Origin of the sequence: Haemophilus sp. HMSC71H05 (assembly GCF_001838635.1) — a bacterium.
In the GTDB taxonomy this organism is placed as follows: domain Bacteria; phylum Pseudomonadota; class Gammaproteobacteria; order Enterobacterales; family Pasteurellaceae; genus Haemophilus_D; species Haemophilus_D parainfluenzae_R.
The window spans coordinates 47,229-70,017 of record NZ_KV838038.1 but is presented as its reverse complement, the minus strand read 5'-3'; the positions used below and the strand labels follow the sequence as shown (position 1 = coordinate 70,017).

22 protein-coding genes and 1 other RNA gene are annotated in these 22,789 nt (G+C 37.6%); 12 read left to right on the top strand and 11 right to left on the bottom strand.

The annotated features are described in order from the left end of the window. Positions 1–45: 45 nt before the first annotated feature. From queA to HMPREF3279_RS09180, 3 genes are all read left to right on the top strand, one after another. Positions 46–1,137: a tRNA preQ1(34) S-adenosylmethionine ribosyltransferase-isomerase QueA gene (queA, locus tag HMPREF3279_RS09190; protein WP_070868961.1), complete on the top strand. Its 1,092-nt coding sequence runs from the start codon at positions 46–48 to the stop codon at positions 1,135–1,137. A 112-nt stretch (positions 1,138–1,249) separates the two neighbouring features. Continuing rightward, entirely contained in the window at positions 1,250–2,398 is a 1,149-nt protein-coding gene (gene tgt / locus HMPREF3279_RS09185) for a tRNA guanosine(34) transglycosylase Tgt (protein ID WP_070868960.1), read from the top strand. Positions 2,399–2,522: 124 nt separating this feature from the next. After that, a complete protein-coding gene (locus HMPREF3279_RS09180) occupies positions 2,523–2,897 on the top strand; it encodes a hypothetical protein (RefSeq protein ID WP_049363859.1) in 375 nt (124 codons plus the stop codon). A 14-nt stretch (positions 2,898–2,911) separates the two neighbouring features. Here HMPREF3279_RS09180 and HMPREF3279_RS09175 read toward each other — a convergent pair whose 3' ends face one another. Both HMPREF3279_RS09175 and HMPREF3279_RS09170 read right to left on the bottom strand, forming a co-directional pair. Continuing rightward, positions 2,912–3,334: a hypothetical protein gene (locus tag HMPREF3279_RS09175; protein ID WP_070868959.1), complete on the bottom strand. Its 423-nt coding sequence runs from the start codon at positions 3,332–3,334 to the stop codon at positions 2,912–2,914. Positions 3,335–3,338: 4 nt separating this feature from the next. Then, positions 3,339–4,376 (bottom strand): IS1595 family transposase, encoded by a 1,038-nt coding sequence (locus HMPREF3279_RS09170; protein WP_070868958.1) that lies wholly within the window; start codon positions 4,374–4,376, stop codon positions 3,339–3,341. Between the two features lie 131 nt (positions 4,377–4,507). On the opposite strand from HMPREF3279_RS09170, the gene HMPREF3279_RS09165 reads away from it, so the two are divergent. The 3 genes from HMPREF3279_RS09165 (at position 4,508) to HMPREF3279_RS09155 (ending at position 8,052) form a co-directional block, all read left to right on the top strand. After that, positions 4,508–4,840, top strand: coding sequence for a helix-turn-helix domain-containing protein (locus HMPREF3279_RS09165; protein WP_070868957.1), 333 nt, complete (start codon positions 4,508–4,510; stop codon positions 4,838–4,840). A 169-nt stretch (positions 4,841–5,009) separates the two neighbouring features. Further along, positions 5,010–6,980 carry an HsdM family class I SAM-dependent methyltransferase gene (locus tag HMPREF3279_RS09160; protein ID WP_070868956.1) on the top strand — a complete coding sequence of 657 codons (1,971 nt, stop codon included), beginning with the start codon at positions 5,010–5,012 and terminating at the stop codon, positions 6,978–6,980. Continuing rightward, positions 6,970–8,052 (top strand): restriction endonuclease subunit S, encoded by a 1,083-nt coding sequence (locus tag HMPREF3279_RS09155; RefSeq protein ID WP_070868955.1) that lies wholly within the window; start codon positions 6,970–6,972, stop codon positions 8,050–8,052. Before HMPREF3279_RS09160 ends, HMPREF3279_RS09155 begins: the two co-directional genes overlap by 11 nt. 122 nt (positions 8,053–8,174) lie before the next feature. Here the strand turns inward: HMPREF3279_RS09155 and HMPREF3279_RS09150 are convergent, their stop codons facing one another. Both HMPREF3279_RS09150 and HMPREF3279_RS09145 read right to left on the bottom strand, forming a co-directional pair. Continuing rightward, positions 8,175–9,347 (bottom strand): hypothetical protein, encoded by a 1,173-nt coding sequence (locus HMPREF3279_RS09150; protein WP_070868954.1) that lies wholly within the window; start codon positions 9,345–9,347, stop codon positions 8,175–8,177. Continuing rightward, a complete protein-coding gene (locus HMPREF3279_RS09145; RefSeq protein WP_070868953.1) occupies positions 9,347–10,318 on the bottom strand; it encodes a nucleoid-associated protein in 972 nt (323 codons plus the stop codon). Before HMPREF3279_RS09145 ends, HMPREF3279_RS09150 begins: the two co-directional genes overlap by 1 nt. A 479-nt stretch (positions 10,319–10,797) precedes the next feature. On the opposite strand from HMPREF3279_RS09145, the gene HMPREF3279_RS09140 reads away from it, so the two are divergent. The 6 genes from HMPREF3279_RS09140 (at position 10,798) to secF (ending at position 16,213) form a co-directional block, all read left to right on the top strand. Continuing rightward, entirely contained in the window at positions 10,798–11,934 is a 1,137-nt protein-coding gene (locus HMPREF3279_RS09140) for an IS1595 family transposase (RefSeq protein WP_070868952.1), read from the top strand. A gap of 284 nt (positions 11,935–12,218) precedes the next feature. Continuing rightward, positions 12,219–12,731 (top strand): hemerythrin domain-containing protein, encoded by a 513-nt coding sequence (locus HMPREF3279_RS09135; RefSeq protein WP_070868951.1) that lies wholly within the window; start codon positions 12,219–12,221, stop codon positions 12,729–12,731. Between the two features lie 3 nt (positions 12,732–12,734). Continuing rightward, positions 12,735–12,962, top strand: a complete 228-nt coding sequence (locus HMPREF3279_RS09130) for a sulfurtransferase TusA family protein (RefSeq protein ID WP_005695469.1) — start codon at positions 12,735–12,737, stop codon at positions 12,960–12,962. A 101-nt stretch (positions 12,963–13,063) separates the two neighbouring features. Next, positions 13,064–13,354 carry a preprotein translocase subunit YajC gene (yajC, locus tag HMPREF3279_RS09125; protein ID WP_005695468.1) on the top strand — a complete coding sequence of 97 codons (291 nt, stop codon included), beginning with the start codon at positions 13,064–13,066 and terminating at the stop codon, positions 13,352–13,354. Between the two features lie 23 nt (positions 13,355–13,377). Continuing rightward, positions 13,378–15,228, top strand: coding sequence for a protein translocase subunit SecD (gene secD, locus HMPREF3279_RS09120; RefSeq protein ID WP_070868950.1), 1,851 nt, complete (start codon positions 13,378–13,380; stop codon positions 15,226–15,228). Between the two features lie 10 nt (positions 15,229–15,238). Then, positions 15,239–16,213 (top strand): protein translocase subunit SecF, encoded by a 975-nt coding sequence (gene secF, locus HMPREF3279_RS09115; RefSeq protein ID WP_005697896.1) that lies wholly within the window; start codon positions 15,239–15,241, stop codon positions 16,211–16,213. An 82-nt stretch (positions 16,214–16,295) separates the two neighbouring features. On the opposite strand, the gene HMPREF3279_RS09110 is transcribed toward secF, so the two are convergent. The 7 genes from HMPREF3279_RS09110 to HMPREF3279_RS09080 all read right to left on the bottom strand — a co-directional run bounded on the left by HMPREF3279_RS09110 (position 16,296) and on the right by HMPREF3279_RS09080 (position 22,767). Then, positions 16,296–17,336, bottom strand: a complete 1,041-nt coding sequence (locus tag HMPREF3279_RS09110) for an AI-2E family transporter (RefSeq protein WP_049364902.1) — start codon at positions 17,334–17,336, stop codon at positions 16,296–16,298. Beyond that, the gene (glnB, locus tag HMPREF3279_RS09105; RefSeq protein ID WP_005697836.1) at positions 17,336–17,674 is read right to left on the bottom strand and encodes a nitrogen regulatory protein P-II; all 339 of its coding nucleotides are present in this window, start codon (positions 17,672–17,674) and stop codon (positions 17,336–17,338) included. The genes HMPREF3279_RS09110 and glnB overlap by 1 nt, the downstream gene beginning before the upstream one ends. 1 nt (position 17,675) lies before the next feature. Continuing rightward, entirely contained in the window at positions 17,676–18,269 is a 594-nt protein-coding gene (gene mog / locus HMPREF3279_RS09100) for a molybdopterin adenylyltransferase (protein ID WP_070868949.1), read from the bottom strand. A gap of 112 nt (positions 18,270–18,381) precedes the next feature. Continuing rightward, complete coding sequence (gene clpB / locus HMPREF3279_RS09095) at positions 18,382–20,952, bottom strand: ATP-dependent chaperone ClpB (RefSeq protein ID WP_065243050.1); 2,571 nt, start codon at positions 20,950–20,952, stop codon at positions 18,382–18,384. A gap of 135 nt (positions 20,953–21,087) precedes the next feature. Next, positions 21,088–21,660 carry a 5-formyltetrahydrofolate cyclo-ligase gene (locus tag HMPREF3279_RS09090; protein ID WP_070868948.1) on the bottom strand — a complete coding sequence of 191 codons (573 nt, stop codon included), beginning with the start codon at positions 21,658–21,660 and terminating at the stop codon, positions 21,088–21,090. Positions 21,661–21,686: 26 nt separating this feature from the next. After that, positions 21,687–21,884, bottom strand: a non-coding RNA gene (gene ssrS / locus HMPREF3279_RS09085) — 6S RNA. A 91-nt stretch (positions 21,885–21,975) separates the two neighbouring features. Continuing rightward, positions 21,976–22,767 carry an outer membrane protein assembly factor BamD gene (locus HMPREF3279_RS09080; RefSeq protein ID WP_005697879.1) on the bottom strand — a complete coding sequence of 264 codons (792 nt, stop codon included), beginning with the start codon at positions 22,765–22,767 and terminating at the stop codon, positions 21,976–21,978. Positions 22,768–22,789 lie beyond the last annotated feature (22 nt).

The window sequence follows — 22,789 nt, the reverse complement described above, 5'->3', positions numbered from 1 at the left end:
TCGCTCTAGACTATGCCCCATTTTTAGCTTTCATGATTTACAATTATGCGTGTTTCTGACTTTCATTTTGACTTACCTGATGAGCTGATTGCTCGTTATCCTAAAGAAGATCGCTCTTCTTGCCGTTTGCTACAGCTTAATGGCGAAAACGGGGAAATTTCTCACCGCACTTTTACCGATGTATTGGATTTAATCGACGAAGGCGATTTGTTGATTTTTAACAATACACGCGTGATCCCTGCTCGTATGTTTGGTCGTAAAGCCAGTGGTGGGAAAATTGAAGTATTGGTGGAACGTGTATTAAGTAAACACCATTTCTTAGCGCATATTCGTTCGTCAAAAGCTCCGAAAGAAGGCGCAGAATTATTTTTAGGCGAAGATAAACTCGGTGAAAATAAGGGCGTAAAAGTGATTATGATCGGTCGTCAAGATGCGCTTTTTGAAGTGGAATTAGCGGATAAAAGTCGCAATGTACTTGATGTGTTACAAGAAATCGGTCATATGCCTTTGCCGCCTTATATTGATCGCCCTGATGAAGAAGCGGATCAAGAATGCTATCAAACCGTGTATAACAAAGTCCCAGGTGCAGTGGCTGCGCCAACGGCTGGCTTGCATTTTGATGATGAGCTTTTACAAAAACTACACGAAAAAGGGGTCAATTTTGAATTTGTGACTTTGCACGTGGGCGCAGGCACATTCCAACCTGTACGTGTTGAAAATATTGAAGATCACATTATGCATGCAGAATATGTGGAGCTTTCTCAAGAAGTCTGCAATGCCATTATTGAAACGAAAAAAGCGGGTAAACGTGTCATTGCAGTAGGCACAACATCAGTGCGTTCTGTTGAAACCGCTGCCCTATCGGCAGAAGAAAATGACAACCCAGATTTAATTGAACCCTATTTTTCTGATACGTCTATTTTTATTTACCCGGGTAAATCCTTCCGTGTGGTGGATGCGTTGATTACCAACTTCCACTTACCAGAAAGCACATTGATTATGTTAGTGTCTGCCTTCGCAGGCTTTAGCCACACCATGAATGCCTATAAAAGTGCGGTCGAAAATCGCTATCGTTTTTTCAGTTATGGCGATGCGATGTTCATTACCAAAAATCCAAACGTGAAAGGCTTAGAATAAGTGGTTTGACTTATTTTCACCCAACTCATAAAATACCTATCAAGAAGCCTGTACTAACAGGCTTTTTTATTGAACAACAACCTACGAACTGTTTATTCGTTGAGGAAAGAAAATGAAATATGAATTAGATAAAACCAGCGGCAGTGCACGTCGTGGTCGTTTGGTATTTGAGCGTCCACAAGGCACGTTCAGCGTAGAAACCCCAGCATTTATGCCAGTAGGTACTTATGGCACGGTAAAAGGCATGACACCAGAAGAAGTGCGTGCGACAGGTGCAGAGATTTTGCTTGGTAACACGTTCCATCTATGGCTTCGTCCAGGCCAAGAAGTGATGCGTAAACACGGTGATTTACACGACTTTATGCAATGGCATCGTCCTATTCTGACTGACAGTGGCGGCTTCCAAGTATTTAGTTTAGGTAAATTACGTAAAATTACCGAAGAAGGCGTAAAATTCCAAAACCCAATTAACGGTGAGCGCATTTTCCTTTCGCCTGAAAAATCCATGGAAATTCAATATGATTTGGGTTCTGACATCGTGATGATTTTCGATGAATGCACGCCTTATCCTGCGACTTTCGATTATGCAAAAAAATCCATGGAAATGTCTCTTCGTTGGGCAAAACGCAGCCGCGATCGCTTTGATGAATTAGGCAATAAAAATGCCCTATTCGGTATTATTCAAGGTGGCGTATTTGAAGAATTACGCAAAGTATCACTAGAAGGCTTAGTCAATATTGGCTTTGACGGTTATGCGGTGGGCGGTTTAGCGGTAGGCGAACCAAAAGAAGACATGCACCGTATTTTAGAATACATCTGCCCACAAATTCCAGCTGACAAACCGCGCTATTTAATGGGCGTGGGTAAGCCAGAAGATTTAGTGGAAGGCGTGCGTCGTGGTATTGATATGTTTGACTGTGTAATGCCAACCCGTAACGCACGTAACGGCCATTTATTCGTCACGGACGGCATTGTTAAAATCCGTAATGCAAAATACCGCGATGATACGAGTCCATTGGATCCAGAATGTGATTGCTACACCTGTAAAAACTACACAAAAGCGTATTTATATCATTTAGATAAATGCGGTGAAATTTTAGGTGCACGCTTAAATACCATTCACAATTTACGCTATTATCAACGTTTAATGGCGGAAATTCGTCAAGCTATCGAAGACGATCGTTTTGATGATTTTGTGGTGGAATTCTATGCTCGCATGGGCAAACCTGTTCCCCCATTACAATTAGTAGATAAATCATAATTGATGAAAGTGCGGTAGAAAAGTGATTCGTTTTTTCGGTATTATGTAGCAGTTGCACAAAGATTTAACCGATTAAAAACCTTAAAATCCCTATTGAAATTTTAACTCAATAGGGATTTTTATTATGGCACAAAAGTTGCTGAAACACGAGTTAGTGGAACGCCTATTAAAGCTAAAAGAAAAGCAAGATGAGCTGACGGTGCAAATGCAGTGTTTGTCACAAGAGATTAACGCATTAGCTCAACCTTATATGCCTAAAGAACCAAAACCGCAGCCCTTGATTACGATGCGATTAGTTGCTCAAGTTTTGCGTGAAAATCCCGATTGGATGTTTTGTGGGGAGATTGCTGAAAAAACCTTGGCATTGTTAGGAAAACCACAATTTGTTGATATGGGCGATAAGCACTATAAGACAGTCAATCGAATACTGGTTAAATTGCGTAAAAGAGGAATCGTTGAAAATGGGTTGAAGTTTTGGCGGTTAAAGCCATTAAAATAGCGGTAGAAATACCGCTATTTTTGTTTCCATTGCCAGTGAACCTCATTTCGGCTGATTTGAATTCTATCAATCCATTCTCTTTTATAAAACTCATTCAGTTGTTTACGAACGGAATCAAGATGCTTTTCAGAGGGTGTGTCAGGATTTTGCTCAATATCGAAAATGCGTTGCGTGAGTTCGGCAATTGTAAAGGCTTTATTGGGTGCTTCTCGCATCATCTGTACGATGTATTTACGAATTTTCCCTTTAAAGAGCTTATATTTGGAACGGTACACAAAGTTGTCCGTATTATAAAGGGCTACATCACTTTCCTGTTGAGTAAGCTCGATAGCACGTTTTAATGTGGCAATGTTCGCATCAAGTAACGCGAGATGATGCAATACCTGTTTACGCTCAAACTCAAATTCTTTGAGATTCTTATCTAAGTTATATGCCATCTATCTACTGCCAAATCACTTCTTGATGAATAATTTTTCGTTGCCAATAACCGCACCATTCATTGTTATCGTTGGTGGTTTTCAAACATCGGCTTAATACATCAATAAACTGCGCTTTATTTGAGGTACGGCGATTGTCCTCACGGTACGCAATTTCATTCGCATAGTTAAGTAGGTATTCATTGCTAATTCGGTGAACTTGCCCGTAATACATACGCTTAAAACGACTAAATAGACTTTCTGCCTGATTGTTTGTTACACCTAAATCACTACGATATTCTTCTTTATGGTTGACAGTTCTCAAGTTATAGTAAGGCAACAAGACATCATAAGCAGTGCTTTCATCGGTATTGATTTGCGTATTCGGTTTAATGAACTTATCGGCAAAACTTTTCACTACCGATTGCGATTCCGTATGTGCCACAAAAACGTGAGAACGTTTTGCTCCACAATGCAGCGCATTACTGGCTTTTTCTTCTGGTGAATAATGCTCACGTGCAACCATTACACAACGTTTGTCAGGATTCTGATTTTCCTTTAAGCGATAGTCAATGCGGTCAGATTTCTTATTTGCTTTACGTGGTGAAGGATGAACATAAGTCCCGTCCATATCCACTACACCTGAAAGGGGGTTCATATCACGACTTTCTAATAATGCTTTACGGAATTTATGCGATAAAACAAATGCCGTGCGAGGATTAAGTTTTGCATTACGTGCTAATTGAAGGGAAGATAAGCCTTTGACGGCATTTACCCATTCCATTAAAGCATAGAGATAAACCTTAATCGGTTTCTTGCGATTAGCAAAAATGGTGCCAGAAGTAACACTAAAAGTGTGATTACAATGTTTGCAACGCCATTGTTTACGTGTAGAAATATAATAAGGCTTGTGTTGTACTCCACATTTAGGGCAAGTGATGAACTCTTTGCCACCCCATCTTAATTCACAAAGCAAATCATACGCTTCTTCTTCCGAGAGTTGTGCAATCTCGTAGGATGAAAGCGTGCGAGCTTTGCTAGAAAGTAAGAAATGCTGAGTCATCGTCTTGTTTAAAATTTATGTTAATAGAGATTTTAAATATGCTCAAACGTGATAAAATGCGTTTAAACCAAAAACAAATATACGCTCATTTGCGTAATTTGTCAATTGTAAATTGAAAATGGAACGCTCAAATGTGCATATCAGAAAGATTAAGACAAGTTTGTGAAGCTAAAAATTGGAAAATTACAGACTTCGCAGAACAAACAGGAATAGCCTATCGCACGATGCAAGGTTACATCGGTGGCGAACGTGAACCCAATGCGGAAGGCATGACTGGGATCGCTAAAGCTGGGGTCAATTTAAATTGGCTCGTTAGCGGTGAAGGTGAGATGTTTCAATCTGTAATACAAAAAAACGAAATATCGGAACAGGAAGAAAAATTGATCGCGGACTACCGTTCTATGCCCGAAAACCTAAAAGATGCTTTCTCAATTTCTTTCAAAGAAATTTCTAATAAACAATAAATATTTAACTTGACATTAACTCAATAAGGAACAAAAAATGTCCCTACAAGCCTACAAGCCTACAAGCCTACAAGCCTACAAGGCTACAAGCCTACAAGCCTACAAATAAATTATCATCTATCAAAGAAAAATCTTGCAAATGTATTTCTGGCGTTTGGGGAGATTTCTAATGGATAGAACATCAATAATTAATCGAATTGGAATTAAGTACCATACTTCAAATATTGAAGGTGGTGAATATAGCTACGTATCAGAAGCTGGGAGTAAACAAGCTCTAATTGATGCTTTAGGCTGGAAACCAAAACACTTTAAACTTGATATTCGCTTTGAGTGTGATGATGTAGTTGTTCTTGTCGAAACAAAGCAGAAATTTGTTAAATCAGATGAAGAGCAGTTAAAAGAATATCTTGCGGAAGAAATAGCTTTACATAAAAGTAAGAAAACTATTTGTATTTTGGCTAACACTCAGAATGATAAGATTAAAGTGTGGAAGTATTCTATTGAAGATGATAGTTTTCTTGAAAATGAAAAAACTATTGATTCAATGGAACATTATGTTTCGTTATTTTCAGAAAATAAGCAAAATGACAGAGAGTTAGTTCTTAGGAATACTTATGAATTAAATGAGTTATTGCACAAAAAAGATATTGATGAAAAACTTAGAAGTCAATTTGTAGGAACAGCTTTACTTTACATTAAAGATATTGTAAAGAGAAAAAACATTACTTTATCTGATAAAGAATCAGTTAGTTTATTAAAAGCATACTGGGAGGATTTATCAGAAAAATTAATTTGTGCAGGAGTGGAAGAGACTCTTGAAGGATTATTGAATGGTTCAGAAAATAAAACAAAGAAAATAGAGTTAATTCAAAATAACATTCTTAAAAATCAGAAAGTAAAAAGATTAAAAATATCTGACTGGGTTGAGATTTTACTAAAAATAACTAGTGGTATTTATGCTTATATTGATACGCAAAGTGCTGAAGGTCAAGATATTTTAAATCTATTCTTTATTGCTTTTAATAAATATACAGGTAAAGCTGATAAAAATCAGGCATTTACTCCAGATCATATTACAGAATTTATGTGCCGAATTACTGATATGGATAGAACAAAAAGAGTTTTTGATGGCACGTGTGGCTCTGGCTCATTCCTTGTTCAGGCATTAGTTAAACAACTTGCCGATTGTAATACTATGAACACAACATCGGAACAAAAAATGTCTTGGTCCGAAACTGTAAAACGAGAGCATATATGGGGAATAGAAATCGAAGAAAATGCCTATGGTCTGGCTACCACTAATATGTTAATACATGGTGATGGTAATAGTAATATTAAAGAAGGTGATTTATTCAATAACAAAAAATTTATAAAATCTGCTAATCCAGATATTATTTTAATGAATCCTCCGTATAACGCCAAACCTATGAACATTCCATTTTCATCTGTTTATCTTATCAATTCAGAATTAGATGAGGATACGATAGAAGGTACATGGCAAAAAAAAGCTCTCAAAGGAAAGGAGGATCCAACAAAAGGCTTTGTATTTGTTCAATTTGTATCTAATTGTATAAAGGAAATAAATATTGAATTATTAGAAAAAGGAAAATCAAAGAAGAATGTAAAACTTGCTGTATTATTACCTGTTGCGGCAGCTATTGGTACAAGTTCAATTCTTACTGAAGCTAAACATAAAATTCTTGAAGATAATACTCTTGAAGCTGTTTTTACTCTCCCAAATGAAATTTTCTATCCTGGAGCATCAGCTTCTGCCTGTTGTATGATATTTACTCTTGGAAAACCACATGTAAACTCTGATGGAACAAAATCTAAAACGTTCTTTGGATTTTATAAAAATGATGGTTTCAAGAAGAAAAAAAACTTGGGGCGTATTGAACAATTTGATGAAAATAATAATAGCTTATGGAAACAAATTGAAGAAAAGTGGATTTCAATGTATCGAAATAAAACTATTGTTGATGGTTTATCAGCAATGGCAGAAGTTGATGGAAATGATGAGTGGTTATGTGAAGCATATATGAAAACAGATTATACAACTCTCACAAAAGACGATTTTCAATTGACATTAAATAATTATCTTTCATACAAAGTTAAAACAGGACAAGTTTATGAATCTTAATGTAGAAAACTGGAAACCGTTTAAAATTGGTAATTTATTTTCATTATTTCAAAATGGAAAAGCTAATCAAGGGTTACTTCAAGATGGCTTAGATTGTTTTTATGTAGGAGCAAAGAAAGATGATAATGGAGTAATGTTTACATGTAAACGAGATGAAGAACTTGTACAGAAGGGTAATTGTATAATATTTATTTGCAATGGTGAAGGTTCCGTTGGATTTTCTAACTACATGGATGTGGATTTTATAGGTACAACAGATATTGTTGCAGCTTACAATAGTATTTTAAATGAAAATATAGGTACTTTTTTGGCAACAGTTTTTAGTAAAGAGCGACCCAAATATTCATTTGGAAGAAAATGGAAGAAGTATTTAAAAGAAACGGAAGTTTTATTACCTACAAAGTATAATTCTGATGGTACATTGTTAATGGATAGAAATCTTGAATATTCTAAATATGGTTATATACCAGATTGGGATTTTATGGATAATTATATAAAATCTTTATCATATAAACCTTTAACAACCAAAAACAATAGTAGAGAAATTAAGGATCTTAATATACAACTTTGGAAAGAGTTTAGAGTAGGAAAGTTATTTAAATGTGAAACAACAAAAATGTTAATTAAAGATGAGCTAGAGGATGGCAGTATTCCATTTATCTCTCGTTCAGCAGAAAATAATGGATGTATAGGATATGTCGATGCGGATCCGGAATATATAAATAAGCAATGTTGCTTAACTATTGGTGCAGAAGGAGTTTATAGTTTTTATCAGGATGTGGATTTTGTGGCAGGTAACAAAGTATATACATTAAAAAATGAAAACCTTAATGTCTTTAATGCAATCTTCATTAGTACAATTCTAAATAGAGATGCTTACAAATTCTCTTATGGAAGAGCTAGAATTTTAAGCAAACTAAAACAGGAAATAATAAAGCTTCCAATTATAATGAATAAAGATAATCTTCCATTTATAGATATCAAAAGAAGGTATTCTGATGATGGATTTCTACCTGACTGGAAGTTTATGGAAAATTATGTGAAATCTTTACCTTATGGAGATAGATTATAAAAAATAGCGAGCTTAAGCTCGCTATTTTTATACTTGAAAACTGAGCAGATAAGAGTATTGGTAAAAAGTATTTTTACACTACTCAAAAATATTTTATATGCTGAAAACTGCTATATTACATTTTATCCACAATATATTTGCAATGTTTTAATTGCAAATAAAAACATTATAAAACCATAAGCAAAACAAGCAGTTAAAGATAAAAATAAAACTCTATATAAATGTCTCTGTTTTCTAAGTAATTTATTTATTCTAACTTTATCTTCTTCCCATTGCCCTTTTAATTTTCCTGGAATTTTGCCTTTACCCTCAAATCGTTCAACATCTTGTCTAATGTGATCGAGAACTAATTTTTGATTAGATAACCCATAACCACATATTATACAATAGAGCATAAGAGCAAGATAAATCAACCAGTTATCTGCTGATTTTAGAGCTGAAGGCACAGCAGTTAGAAATGGTAGTCCTAAAAACTGAGGAAGTATTTTGCTAATCGTATCGTTGATTTTTGTTACAAATTTTTCAGTGTTCTCTTCTAGCTTTTTAACAAATTTCTCATAGCTAAAGTTTTCAAGATACAAAGCATATTGAGCTTGTACCGATTCGCTTATGTGAGCAATCTGCTGAATTACATCTGAAAAGTTGGCGTCAGAAGGTAAAGAATCTGATAATACAAAAGCTAGAATAGATTTTTTCTCATCAATATGGCTACTGGTTTCTTCATCATTAAGCCATTCCTGAAAATCAGTAACTAGCTTACGTTGTTCATTATCTAAACCTCGAATAAGTTGAATAAACTCATTTAGTTTTGCAGTAACATCAATAGATAATTCAAAGGTCTTTTTGCTAAAAAATATAAGTTTTTTATTTACTGCATCGGTATAAGAGTCCATCGAGATTAATTGTCGTAAGAAATTTCTGATGACTTGATAAGATTCTAAAACAGGTACATTCTCATCGAATGAGGCTAGGTTTTCGGATTTAATGAAGTAAGGAGCATTAGATAACGAATCGTTATTGAATTGAGTTATATCACCTTTTATGAAATCATCTAGTTTATTGAAGAAACGCCCAAATTGTGGCTTAGGCGTTCCGAAAATAAGATTCACTTTTACCCCTAGTTCAGGCTTACTTTCAGATTCCAACATTGTATCTTCATAATTGTCATCGGATAATAGCCGATTGAGCATTTCTAGCTGATCTTCCGTTTGAATACAAAAAAGACGTTTTTCCGAACCGATTAACGGATCAGATTCACGATAAATTTGTACAAGCTCGGAAAAGGTAACGCTCATTATTCAAATGCTTCTAATAACTCTAAAGTTGGATTATTGACGATAATTCTACCATTATCTGTAGAAATCTGCCCCTCTGAAATTGCTGTTCTATCAAAAGATAAACGCCAGTTCTTAGTTTTTCCCACGAAAGTAATTAATCGTTTAAGTGCAGTCTTATCTGGTGTAAAACCATCTTGCACCCCCGTATCCACATTACTTAGTTTTTCTTGTAATAACTGAGGATTGCTCGGATAAACTCGATTAGTAAATTCCTCTGTATTAAATGAACCACCAATATTACTAATATCTGCCAGATAAGACTTTACGTCATTAAAGAATGTTGTTTTTTGCTCTAACTCATAGCCTTGTTCGCGAGTAAATTCCTCAAGCAAGCTTACCAATTTTTTGGTTTCTTCTCTTGCGACAAGAGCATCATTACAAGATAAAAATTCTTTAAAGTAAACAGATACATCACCTTGTCCTTTAAGGAAACTAATATAACGAGTTTCATTTGCTTGCCAAGCAGTTAAATCAATACGTCCAGCGTATTTGAGATGTTCAATATCCAGCATTTCATTTTCTAACATTTCCCAGTTTTGAGCAGAGAAACCAACACGGTCAGCTAAAATGGCAATTAATAGGTAATTACTGTCTTGATTTTCATAATGCGCGATAAATACTTTTCCACCTGTTGCAAAAGGTTGGCTTTGAATCTTTACTAGAAGAGTATTCATCATTCTTACTGTTAAGTGTTGAAAGTCATCATTTCCAAAATAATCATTTAAGAATCTAGGCATTGGGAAATTGTCTTCATCACTATCAAATGAACCAAACCCTTTACCTGCTCGTACTCTATATGCTTTTGTTAATGTTTCTAAGAAATTGTGATGAGCTTCATTTGGGGTAAGCGGACTAGGGTTAAGCTCTAACTTAGCTTCACCGTTTTGCTCTTTATGTAAAATGTGGTAAGTAATATGTCTTATTGTCATAATCGTATCTTATCTTGCCATGAAAAAATTGAGGTTTCATTGCATTATAAGCTAATTTAAAAATATATTAACTAAATAGTTCATTAAAAATACTAAAAGGTAGGTAGTAAAATAAGAAGTTCCCTCAAAGGAATTGTTTTACTTGACGAATCCGTAATTTAGGATTACATTCAAATCTCATTCTTTAGGGAAAAACTCCCTCCGAGAATAACTACAATTTGCCAACGAAACAATTATTTTGCCTTTAGCTTCCCTTAAAATGGGGAAGATAGATAAACCGCAAAAATTGAGCATCTTGCACATTATGGGCGAATGCTGCAATGAGTTTATCTAGGCGCTTAGTTCACAAATTTTCTTGTGACAGTACGGTATTCGAGGCATAAACGCTTTGAGCCGATCTGAATTTTTCAGATGGGCGTTTTTTTGCATCTGGCGTTTAGCAAATCTCGAATGCCTTGTACTACACAAGGAAATTCGCAATGGCTCAACATTATTTACTTTCAAGCAAATCAAAAAACATCAATTTAAAAGATATTTTACGCCTTACTGAAGAAGATGCTTTTCACCTCTTAAAAACTCACCGTTGGGGAAACCCTGATAATGTTCGTGATGTATGCTGCCCGCATTGCGGTATTCGCCACGAAGCCTATTTCCTTGCTTCTCGTAAACGTTGGTGTTGCAAACATTGCAAACGCCATTTTTATATTACGACAAATACAGCCTTTGCCTTTCATAAAGTTGATTTAGTCGATATTCTTGCTGTCATCTTAATGATGATAAATAGCTCAAAAGGCATTAGTGCGATTGATGTTAGTCGTCATCTTAATTTGAACTACAAAACGGCATTTGTACTTTGTGGAAAAGTTCGCGAAGCTTTATTTAAAACGCGCGATTTAAGTTCATTGTCAGGCGAAATTCACGAAGATGGAATGTGGATCAACTTTACCCTGCGCCCAACTAATTTTCGTAAAAATAATCATAAACAACGTCAGAAAGCTGATGAGAAAGGTCGCAAATATCCTAAATTTAGAACGACTAAACGTTGTCTATTTGCTATTACACAACGTGCTGCAAATGATAGCAATATATCTGGAGCAAATCGTACCATTGTTGCAATGGATTACACCGAAAATGCGGATACTATTTTTGCACTGAATCAACGCTTTGTGAAAGCAGGCAGTGATATTATGTGTGATGAAAATCCTGCTTATAAAAGTCTTGATTTTCATTACACCCGTTGGTCGGTGAATCATCAAGAGGCTTATAGTTCGAAAGGTGTAAACAACAATCTAGCAGAATCCTTTAATGCCAGAATGCGCGACTTAATGCGTGGCACACACCATAAAACCGATAATAAATATGCCTTACACTATGCAAATCAAGCTGCATTCTTTTCAGATAACCGCCGTAAATCAAATGGGGAACTGTTTGAAGATGTCCTCAAACGTTGCTTATGGGTATTGCCGCTCAAAGAGTGGGTCGGTTACTGGCAAGGAAATCATCGTGAAGGTGAGCTTCTCGGTATGAAAGCTTTTGCACCTAACGAAATTTCATCACAATACTTTAAGCGACTTGAAGAACAAGCTGCATACGATGAAATTCTGATGGCAGCATAGAATCGTATAGGCGTTAATAGACTTAGATAGAATTATATAGAAAGAAATAGCTTACCTGAATGAAGGTTGAGCGGAATAGCTATGCCTTGAGTTTAAAAAAAATGGAAATTTAATGTGAAAATTGCTAGGTTGAAGTTAGAATTTTAGTTAAAAGAAATGCCTTTCACAATTTTCATTCGGAAAGGCATTCAAATTTATGCTGTAAATTAGTCAATTTTCGGACTTTGTGCAACTGCTACATAATACCGCGTTTTTTGACCGCACTTTTTAACAAAGGAAACCTTATGCAAATCCTTGAACCTCAGCAATTTGCCACTTGGAATGAGCCGATTGATATGCTTTACGCCTGTCATAGCAAGGTGAAACGCTTTTGTAAGCAGCTCACCATTCTTCCAGGCTATTTAGAAAAGAATGGCGTGAATCAAGCCGTATTAAATGATGTGAAAACCATTTTGCAGTATTTTAATCACGCGGCGCCACTTCATCATGATGATGAAGAAAAAGATTTTTTCCCTGCTTTAATTGAAAAAGCGCCTCAAGCGAAAGAATCGGTAGATGAATTAGAACGCCAACATGTTACTTTGCATGAAAATTGGGCAAAGCTTTCGGAGCAGCTGGAAGAATTGATTGCAGAGAAACGCACTGATGTAGATGAAAGGCTGATTACGCTATTTGTAGCAAGTTATGATAGACATCTTGCCCTTGAAGAGCCGCTATTTGAGCTTGGTAAGCAATATTTATCCGCAGAACAACTCACAGCTATGGGCAAAATTATGTTTGCTCGTCGCCAAGCTTAAACCATGAAATATCAATTAAATTTGACCGCACTTTCCTGCCCGATTCCGCTTTTAACGGCGAAGAAAGCTTTGGCAAATTTAGCGCCAAATGATGAATTAGTTTTGCAATTAAATCGTCAAAGTGCGGTAGAAAATTTTGTTGTTTTTTGTGAAGAAAATCAATGTGAATTAGTGGATAAACATTGGCTTTCCGAGCAAATCTTCGAAGTTTGCTTGAAAAAAATCAATTAATCCTAAAATTCTCGTTGTTATTGCCTTCATCGGCTTTTACTGAATGCCGTTTTATGGTATTTTACGCACACTTTTAACTTTTCATTTATAAGGAAAACACAATGGAAGCACAAAGCCCAATGTCCACGTTATTTATTTTCGTGATCTTCGGTTTAATTTTTTATTTTATGATTTACCGTCCACAAGCGAAACGTAACAAAGAACACAAAAAATTAATGTCTGAATTAGCGAAAGGCACTGAAGTATTAACCGCTGGTGGTTTGATTGGTAAAATCACCAAAGTAACCGAAGGTGCTGAAATTGTTATCGCTTTAAACGATACTACTGAAATCACGATTAACCGTAACTACATCGTTTCAGTATTACCGAAAGGTTCTGTAAAATCTCTCTAATTTAAATTCCTAAAGGGAAAACTATGTTAAATCGTTACCCATTATGGAAGAATCTAATGGTGATCCTTGTGGTCGCCATTGGTGCTTTATACTCTCTTCCAAATATCTATGGTGAAGATCCTGCGGTGCAAATTTCCGGTACACGCGGACAACAAGCAGACACCACCGCATTAACTGAAGTACAAAATGTACTGAAAGAAAATAACCTTCCAACCAAATCTATCGTTCTTGAAAATGGCTCCATTCTTGCCCGTTTCACCAACACAGATGACCAACTTCTTGCCAAAGATAAAATTGCAGAAAAACTTGGCACTAACTACACCACCGCATTAAACCTTGCACCGGCAACACCGGCTTGGTTAAGTAGTATTGGTGCAAATCCAATGAAATGGGGTTTGGACTTACGTGGTGGGGTACGTTTCTTGATGGAAGTGGACATGAATTCTGCATTGGCTAAACGTCAAGAACAGTTACAAGACACATTACGCAACGAATTACGTAAAGAAAAAATTCAGTTTACGGCGATTAAAAATGGCGACAAATTTGGTACAACGGTCACATTAGAAAACGCAGACCAAATGTCAAAAGCAGCGCGTATTATTCGTCAGTTACACCCAACATTAGACGTGTCTGACATTGGTGACAACACCTTAAACCTTGCCCTTTCAGAAGCGGCATTAACAGAATCACGTAACTTAGCCATCGAGCAAAACTTAACGATTTTACGTAAACGTGTCGCTGAATTAGGCGTAGCTGAAGCGGTTATCCAACGTCAAGGTGCAGAACGTATCGTTATCGAATTACCGGGTGTTCAAGATACTGCGCGCGCAAAAGAAATCTTAGGGGCAACCGCAACACTTGAATTCCGTATTGTGAATTCATTAGTGAACCCTGAATCGGCTGCTCGTGGTATGTTACCTTCTGACACAGAAATCAAATATGACCGTCAAGGTAGACCTGTTGCACTTTACAAACGTGCGGTATTGGGTGGTGAACATATCATCAACTCAAGCTCGGGTTTAGACCAAAACACCAGTACGCCACAAGTAAGTGTGACCTTGGATAGTGAAGGCGGCGAAATCATGTCGCAAACGACCAAGAAATATTACAAAAAACCGATGGCAACCTTGTATGTAGAATACAAAGATAATGGTAAAAAAGACGAAAATGGCAAAACCATTTTAGAGAAAAATGAAGAAGTGATTAACGTCGCAACAATTCAAGGTCGCTTTAGTTCTAACTTCCAAATTACGGGTGTAAGCAGTTCTGCAGAAGCACAAAACCTTTCTATGTTATTAAAATCAGGTGCATTAATCGCGCCTGTTCAAATTGTTGAAGAACGTACAATCGGTCCTTCTCTTGGTGCACAAAACGTAGAACAAGGTATTGATGCAAGCTTCTGGGGCTTAATTGCCGTCATAGTCTTCATGCTGATTTACTATAAAGTCTTCGGTATTATCGCAAGCTTTGCCTTGGTGATTAATATCGTTTTATTAGTCGGTTTGATGTCTATCCTACCTGGTGCAACACTCACCATGCCAGGGATTGCGGGTATCGTATTAACCCTGGGGATGTCGGTGGATGCCAACGTACTTATTTTTGAGCGTATCAAAGAAGAAATTCGTAATGGTCGTCCAATCCAGCAAGCCATTAACGAAGGTTATAACGGTGCATTCACCTCTATCTTCGATGCGAACTTAACCACAATTTTAACGGCAATCATTCTTTATGCTGTGGGTACCGGTCCAATTCAAGGCTTTGCGGTAACCCTTGCATTAGGTGTAGCAATTTCAATGTTTACAGCGATTACTGGAACACGTGCTATCGTGAACTTCCTATACGGCGGTAAACGTCTTGAAAAATTATCAATTTAGGTAGGATAAGATGAGATTATTTGCAAAAGATAAAAACGGACATTTTATCCGTGAAGTGAATGGGATTAAATTGCCATTCCCTCTCACTGAATTTATGAAAGTGAGATTTGTAGGGTATGCATTTTCCGCAATTTTAATGGCGATTTCCCTCTTCTTCATTGTGACAAAAGGCTTCAACTGGGGCTTGGATTTTACCGGTGGTGTGGTATTTGATACTCACTTCTCACAACCGGCTGATTTAGAAAAAATCCGTGGCACATTAAATCAAAATGGGATTGCAAGCCCGATTGTACAAACAACGGGTTCTGTACAAGACGTGATGATTCGCTTACCGGCTGACAATAACGATTCTGCTATTGGTGATCACGTTAAAAGCATGCTCCAAACAATTGACCCTAATATTCATATTAACAGTATCGAATTCGTCGGTCCAAACGTTGGTGAAGAACTGGCTCAAGGTGCGGTTTATGCGACCCTTGCAACCCTAGCAATGATGTTAATTTACGTGGGCTCACGTTTTGAATGGCGTTTAGGTTTTGGTGGTATTGCCTCACTTGCGCATGACGTGGTGATTACACTCGGTGTATTCTCTGCATTACAAGTCGAAATGGATTTAACCTTCGTGGCGGCGATTCTTTCCGTTGTAGGTTATTCTATCAACGATAGTATCGTGGTATTCGACCGTGTTCGTGAAAACTTCCGTAAAATTCGCCGTGTAGAAACCATCGATATTATTGATATTTCCTTAACGCAAACCTTATCGAGAACCATCATGACATCTCTCACAACGCTTCTTGTTGTGATTGCCTTGTTCTTCTTTGGTGGTCCATCAATTCATAACTTCTCATTAGCGTTATTAATTGGTATCGGTTTTGGTACTTATTCATCAATCTTTATCGCGATTGCGATTGCTTATGATATCGGCCTACGCCGTGAACATATGATTCCACCAAAAGTGGATAAAGAAGTAGATGATTTACCTTAATCTATTAAACATCAGATAAAAAGAAAGCCACCATAACGGTGGCTTTTTTATTGCTAAAATTATGACATTTTATGACCGCACTTTAGTCGTTTACATCACCTAATAAAGCCGCATATTTCTTCGTTGATTCAGAGCTTTCTAAGGTAATTTTAAACGCCATTGTTAGCGGCACTGAAAGTAACATACCGACTGTACCGAGCAACCATCCCCAGAAAAGCAACGAAAAGAATACGACCAAGGTAGAAAGTCCTAAGGTTTTCCCCATCATTTTCGGTTCAATAATATTACCAATCACAATATTGGATGCAATAATACCAGCTGTCACGCCCATACCTACACCAAATCCATTCAGTAATAACGCTTGAACAATAATAGGCACTGCGGCAATAATCGAACCAATATTCGGAATGTAATTTAATAGGAAACTTAACGTCGCCCATAAAATGGCATATTGGACATCCATGACATCCAACAAAATCCACGTCGAGACGCCGGTAAGCAGACTAATCACCGTTTTCACACCAAGATAACTAATCACACCGTCTAAAATACGATCGATGTGATGTTCTTCCGCGACAACATCATGTTCATTATCACTTAAAACTAAAGCAAGTTTATGCTTCATGGTTGGTGCTTCAAGCAGCATAAAAATCACCGCTAAGATCAACACAAAAACATTCGTCACCACACCAGAAAAGTTTAATAACAAACGGCTCACAAAGTTCATGATCACACTTGGATCAAAATGCTCCATAATGGCTTCGCGAGAAATTACAATCGGCAATTTCAGTTTTTGAGCTAATGCCATGGCATCATTTATACGCTCTGAAAGCAACACTTTATATTGAGGAATTGAGCGAGTGAATTCCTGCACACTGCTGTTAATTAATCCTGCCAGGAAAAAGAATATGATTAAAATTAAGATAAACAACAAGGCAATCGCAATACCATGTGGCACTTTGCGTTGTGTCATCGCTTTAATTACCGGCGAACAAATAATGGCGATAAATAATGCCAATAAAAAAGGCACGACAATCTCCGCCGCCAATTTAATTCCCGCAAATACAATCACTAAAGCTGCCATTGCGACTAAAGTGCGGTTAAAATTTAAGTTTTTTTCCACTAAATGGCTTCCTCATTTTCTTCGCCTGTACGAACACGGATCACGCGTTCTACATCATAAACAAAGATCTTCCCATCACCGATTTTCCCTGTTTGGCAAGTTTCAACAATGGTTTCAAGACATTGTTCAAGTAAATCATCCGGCACGACAATTTCCATTTTCACTTTAGGTAGAAAATCCACCATATATTCCGCACCGCGATAAAGCTCTGTATGCCCTTTTTGGCGGCCAAAACCACGGACTTCAGTCACGGTCATTCCGCTAATACCGATATCAGATAAATTTTCACGCACATCATCTAATTTAAATGGCTTAATAATGGCTTCGATTTTTTTCATCTTATTTCTCCAAATTTTCACGGCGCGCGGCTTTCGGGCGGAAGCTTGTAATCACTTCAGGTTTGGTATCAATATAAATACCATCAATTAATTGCAAACAGTAAGGCACTGCACTAAAAATCCCTTTCACTAAGACTTTGCCTTGTTCATCTTTCACGCCTTCTAAGGTTTCTTTGATGGCTTTTGGTTGACCCGGTAAATTCAAGATGAGACTGTTTTTACGAATCACACCAACTTGACGAGATAGAATCGCTGTCGGCACAAAATGCAAACTTACTTGACGCATTTGCTCGCCAAATCCTGGCATTTCACGATCGGCTACCGCTAACGTTGCATCTGGTGTCACATCACGTTTTGCCGGCCCTGTACCACCAGTGGTTAGCACTAAATGACAATGGTGCTCATCCACCAATTCTTTCAACGTTTGTTCAATTAATGGCTGATCGTCTGGAATTAATCGTGTTTCCACTTCAAAAGGATCTACCAACGCTTGCTCTAGCCATTGTTGTAATTCGGGAATCCCTTGATCTTGATACACACCACTTGATGCACGATCTGACACTGAAACCAAACCAATTTTTAAAAGTGCGGTCATTTTTTTCCTCATTTTTATACGCAATACACAGCGTCATTCTACCCTATTTTATCTTTTACCAAAGCATAAAAAAGCCATTTAGCTTTCACTAAATGGCTTTTCATTTTACAAATTATTGTCTGGCTTGAACTTTGCCATCCACATAATCCACTGTGACTACTTTACCTGGTAATAATTGACCAGATAGAACTTGTTGTGCCAAGCTGTTTTCGATCTCTTGTTGGATTGCACGTTTTAATGGACGAGCCCCATAAATTGGGTCGTAACCCACTTCACCAATGAAATCTAATAACGCTTCGGTAAATACCAATTCGTAACCACGGGTTTCCATACGTTTTGCTAAACGTTCTAATTGGATGCTTGCAATCGCACGGATATTGTCTTTACCAAGTGGGTGGAATACCACAGTTTCGTCAATACGGTTGATGAATTCCGGACGGAAATGTTGGCTCACCACTGACATCACTAAGGCTTTCATTTCGCCATAGCTTTCATCTTTGCTACCTTGGATTAAATCAGAACCCAAGTTAGAGGTCATAATCACCACGGTGTTACGGAAGTCCACAGTACGACCTTGACCATCAGTTAAACGGCCATCATCCAACACTTGTAATAAGATGTTGAATACATCCGCATGTGCTTTTTCCACTTCATCGAGCAAAATTACTGAATATGGACGACGACGAACTGCTTCAGTTAAGTAACCACCTTCTTCATAGCCGACATAACCTGGAGGCGCACCAACCAAACGAGATACGCTGTGTTTTTCCATAAACTCTGACATATCAATACGTACCATCGCATCTTCGCTGTCAAAGAGGAATTTCGCCAATGTTTTGCAAAGCTCAGTTTTACCCACACCAGTTGGACCTAAGAATAAGAAAGAACCAATTGGGCGGTTAGGATCAGAAAGCCCTGCACGGCTACGACGAATCGCGTTTGCAACGGCATCGACTGCTTCTTCTTGACCGATCACACGTTTGTGCAATTCTTCTTCCATGCGTAAGAGTTTTTCTTTCTCACCTTCCATCATTTTAGAAACTGGAATGCCGGTTGCTTTAGAAAGTACTTCGGCAATTTCTTCATCTGTCACACGATAGCGTAATAGGCTCATTTCTTTGCCTTCACCGGTTTCAGCGGCTGCAAGTTGTTTTTCCAATTCAGGAATACGACCATATTGAAGCTCAGACATTTTGCTTAAATCGCCAGCACGACGCGCTTGTTCCATTTCAGTTTTCGCCGCATCTAACTCTTGTTTGATGTGTTGAGAACCTGAAAGTGCTGCTTTTTCTGACTTCCATACTTCTTCAAGTTCCGCATATTCACGTTCTTTGTCAGAAAGTTCTTTTTCTAACATTTCTAAACGTTTACGGCTTGCTTCGTCTTCTTCTTTTTGTAACGCCTGTTGTTCCAATTTTAATTGGATAATACGGCGTTCAAGACGATCGAGCGGCTCTGGTTTAGAGTCAATTTCCATACGGATGCTCGAAGCTGCTTCATCGATTAAGTCGATGGCTTTATCCGGCAATTGACGATCAGAAATATAACGGTGTGAAAGCGTTGCAGCTGCCACGATTGCTGGGTCAGTAATATCCACATGGTGATGGATCTCATAACGCTCTTTCAAACCACGTAAGATAGCAATGGTATCTTCCACGCTTGGCTCGTCCACAAAGACTTTTTGGAAACGACGCTCAAGTGCCGCATCTTTCTCGATATATTGACGATATTCGTCTAGAGTGGTCGCACCCACACAGTGTAATTCACCGCGAGCTAAACTTGGTTTTAATAAGTTACCTGCATCCATCGCACCGTCAGTTTTACCTGCACCAACCATGGTATGGATTTCATCAATAAAGAGGATCACGCGACCTTCTTCTTTTGATAACTCATTTAAAACGGCTTTTAAACGCTCTTCAAATTCACCGCGGTATTTCGCACCGGCAATTAAGGCGCCCATATCTAAAGAAAGCACACGTTTATTTTTTAAACCTTCAGGCACTTCACCATTAACAATACGTTGTGCCAAACCTTCCACAATAGCGGTTTTACCTACACCAGGCTCACCAATTAATACTGGGTTGTTTTTGGTACGACGTTGTAATACTTGAATGGCGCGACGAATTTCTTCATCACGACCAATCACCGGGTCGAGTTTGCCGCTTTCAGCACGAGCTGTTAAATCAATTGTATATTTTTCAAGAGCTTGTCTGCTTTCTTCTGCATTTTGATCGTTCACGCTTTGTCCTCCACGAATATGTTGGATCGCTTGTAAAATTTGTTCTTTTTTCGCACCACATTTTTTCAAAATGTCATTTAATGCGCCTCGCTCTTCAAGCGCAGCTAATAAGAACAATTCACTGGAAATAAATTTATCTTGTTTTTGTTGAGCTAATTTGTCACATAAATTCAATAAGTTAAGTAATTGACGGGAAATTTGCACATCACCGCCATTACCCGACACTTGTGGCAATTTATTCAATTCGGCATTTAATTCATTACGCAATAATGCCACGTTCACGCCACTGGTCGTTAAAATTGGTGCAATTGAACCGTCTTGTTGATTTAAAAGTGCGGTCAATAAATGCACTGGTTCGATAAACTGATTATCTTTACCTAGCGCCAATGATTGTGCTTCACTGAGTGCTTGTTGGAATTTTGTGGTAAATTTTTCAATATTCATATGCTTATCTTCTCCTGATTAAATTCTTGGGGTCATCCCCTTTACGAGTTATTAAATAAGACCCTTTTTTGGTATTTCAAGAGAAAAAATCAACAATTTTTAATTTTTTCTATCAAACTTTGCTTCTTGATAGGTTTAAACGACTAAGATTTGATGAAGTGGCACGTCCCAAGCTTCAGTTGGAAGCTGTTCGACTTGCTGACATTGATGGGCTAATCCCACAGGGATAAAAGAAGAATTTCGCCAATTTTGTAAGGTACGATCATAAAAACCCCCTCCCATGCCAAGGCGATTACCTTGTTTATCAAAAGCGACAAGTGGTGCAAAAAGAATATCTAATTCCTCTAAAGGCAATACGCTCTGAACATTGAGTTTTGGCTCCCAAATGCCAAATTTATTTTTCAGCATCGGTGTATCTGGCAAATAACGTAAAAACAAAAGATGGTTAGGATTGAAAGGGTGTAATACGGGCAAATAAACGTACTTATCTTGTGCCCAAAGAGTTTTAATAAGTTTATCTGTGGAGATTTCTCCATCAAAGGAAACATACAAGGCAATATGCTGCGCATTTCGTTCTTCAATTAATGCAAGAGCTTGTTGAGTAATGGAATCTTCCGCCTGTTGCTGCTGAAGTGCGGTCAAATTTGCTCGTGTTTTACGAATTTGTTGACGGAGTTGATTGCGAAGCGTTTGCTGTGTTGATTTCATTCGATTGGAAAGAATGGATTTAAGAGAAAGGTCCCAGAGTGCCGCTACGAGTAGTAGTCCTTGAACCCGACGGTCCAAGGAAACCGGTAAGGCCATTTTTAGGTTTCTTTAGTCCAATGACAAAGTCAAAGGTCAAGCCTACACACCAATGGCGGGAAACCGATTTATAAAGTTCTAAGTATCGGCTCAGGGACATAACCCATCCACGAACACCCCAGGAAATCTTTTAAATTTATACTAGCTCAATTTGATTGGTTTGACTAGCCTTTATTTGAATAATTTTGCTTATTCAAGCACGTCCCACAAGGGACGGGATTATTTTTTAACCGGTTGAATTAAATCAGACTCTTCCGGTTTTTTCACGTCCGCAAATTGTTTATCTTTATTCGCATCGATGACTTGTTGAGTTTGACTCGCTAATTGTTGTAAACCCATTTTTTCATAGGCTTCTTTCATTAAGAATAAACCTTCGTAAGTCGCTTTGGCATCTGGATATTGTTGTAACATACCCACTACACGGTTTGCTACAGCTACCCATGCATCACGTTTTGCATAGAATTTTGCAATTTCTAATTCATGACGAGCTAATGAATCTTTGATGTATGCCATACGTGCTACTGCATCTTGTGAATATGGGCTATTTGGGAACGCACGCACTAAGCTTTGGAAGTTTGAAAACGCCGTTTTCATTGAAGTAGTTTCACGCGTTGCACGATCGATACCAAAGAAGTCTTGAATCATGTTATCAGCCGTTGCCAAGTTAGTTAAACCCGCCATATACACTGCATAGTCACGGTTTGGACTTTGTGGGAATTGGTGTAAGTAGTTATCTACAGTTACCAACGTTGCGGTGTAATCTTGCGTTTTATAGTTTGCATAAATTAAATCAAGCATTGCTTGCTCTTGGTAAGTACTACCAGGGAAACGCTCTGTTGCTGCTTTTAAATAACGAATCGAGTCAGAATAGCTTCCTTCTTGCAATGCTGCGGCCCCTTTTGCATAAAGATCATCAACAGAAGCTTGTTCCACTTCTTTATTACCACTGCTACAAGCTGCAATCGCGAATGAGGTCAATGCAATAAGTGCAAGAGATTTTATTTTACGCATTCTTTTTTCCTTAATTTTTACG

What these genes read in the sequence shown, in the direction of transcription:
- HMPREF3279_RS09130 (WP_005695469.1), top strand. Translation starts at nt 12,735, where the DNA reads ATGAAATATCAATTAAATTTGACCGCACTTTCCTGCCCGATTCCGCTT.
- HMPREF3279_RS09090 (WP_070868948.1), bottom strand. Translation starts at nt 21,660, where the DNA reads ATGAAATCAACACAGCAAACGCTTCGCAATCAACTCCGTCAACAAATT.
- tgt (WP_070868960.1), top strand. Translation starts at nt 1,250, where the DNA reads ATGAAATATGAATTAGATAAAACCAGCGGCAGTGCACGTCGTGGTCGT.
- secD (WP_070868950.1), top strand. Translation starts at nt 13,378, where the DNA reads ATGTTAAATCGTTACCCATTATGGAAGAATCTAATGGTGATCCTTGTG.
- secF (WP_005697896.1), top strand. Translation starts at nt 15,239, where the DNA reads ATGAGATTATTTGCAAAAGATAAAAACGGACATTTTATCCGTGAAGTG.
- HMPREF3279_RS09140 (WP_070868952.1), top strand. Translation starts at nt 10,798, where the DNA reads ATGGCTCAACATTATTTACTTTCAAGCAAATCAAAAAACATCAATTTA.
- HMPREF3279_RS09135 (WP_070868951.1), top strand. Translation starts at nt 12,219, where the DNA reads ATGCAAATCCTTGAACCTCAGCAATTTGCCACTTGGAATGAGCCGATT.
- HMPREF3279_RS09160 (WP_070868956.1), top strand. Translation starts at nt 5,010, where the DNA reads ATGGATAGAACATCAATAATTAATCGAATTGGAATTAAGTACCATACT.
- queA (WP_070868961.1), top strand. Translation starts at nt 46, where the DNA reads ATGCGTGTTTCTGACTTTCATTTTGACTTACCTGATGAGCTGATTGCT.
- HMPREF3279_RS09165 (WP_070868957.1), top strand. Translation starts at nt 4,508, where the DNA reads ATGTGCATATCAGAAAGATTAAGACAAGTTTGTGAAGCTAAAAATTGG.
- clpB (WP_065243050.1), bottom strand. Translation starts at nt 20,952, where the DNA reads ATGAATATTGAAAAATTTACCACAAAATTCCAACAAGCACTCAGTGAA.
- HMPREF3279_RS09080 (WP_005697879.1), bottom strand. Translation starts at nt 22,767, where the DNA reads ATGCGTAAAATAAAATCTCTTGCACTTATTGCATTGACCTCATTCGCG.
- glnB (WP_005697836.1), bottom strand. Translation starts at nt 17,674, where the DNA reads ATGAAAAAAATCGAAGCCATTATTAAGCCATTTAAATTAGATGATGTG.
- HMPREF3279_RS09145 (WP_070868953.1), bottom strand. Translation starts at nt 10,318, where the DNA reads ATGACAATAAGACATATTACTTACCACATTTTACATAAAGAGCAAAAC.
- yajC (WP_005695468.1), top strand. Translation starts at nt 13,064, where the DNA reads ATGGAAGCACAAAGCCCAATGTCCACGTTATTTATTTTCGTGATCTTC.
- HMPREF3279_RS09150 (WP_070868954.1), bottom strand. Translation starts at nt 9,347, where the DNA reads ATGAGCGTTACCTTTTCCGAGCTTGTACAAATTTATCGTGAATCTGAT.
- HMPREF3279_RS09180 (WP_049363859.1), top strand. Translation starts at nt 2,523, where the DNA reads ATGGCACAAAAGTTGCTGAAACACGAGTTAGTGGAACGCCTATTAAAG.
- HMPREF3279_RS09175 (WP_070868959.1), bottom strand. Translation starts at nt 3,334, where the DNA reads ATGGCATATAACTTAGATAAGAATCTCAAAGAATTTGAGTTTGAGCGT.
- HMPREF3279_RS09170 (WP_070868958.1), bottom strand. Translation starts at nt 4,376, where the DNA reads ATGACTCAGCATTTCTTACTTTCTAGCAAAGCTCGCACGCTTTCATCC.
- mog (WP_070868949.1), bottom strand. Translation starts at nt 18,269, where the DNA reads ATGACCGCACTTTTAAAAATTGGTTTGGTTTCAGTGTCAGATCGTGCA.
- HMPREF3279_RS09155 (WP_070868955.1), top strand. Translation starts at nt 6,970, where the DNA reads ATGAATCTTAATGTAGAAAACTGGAAACCGTTTAAAATTGGTAATTTA.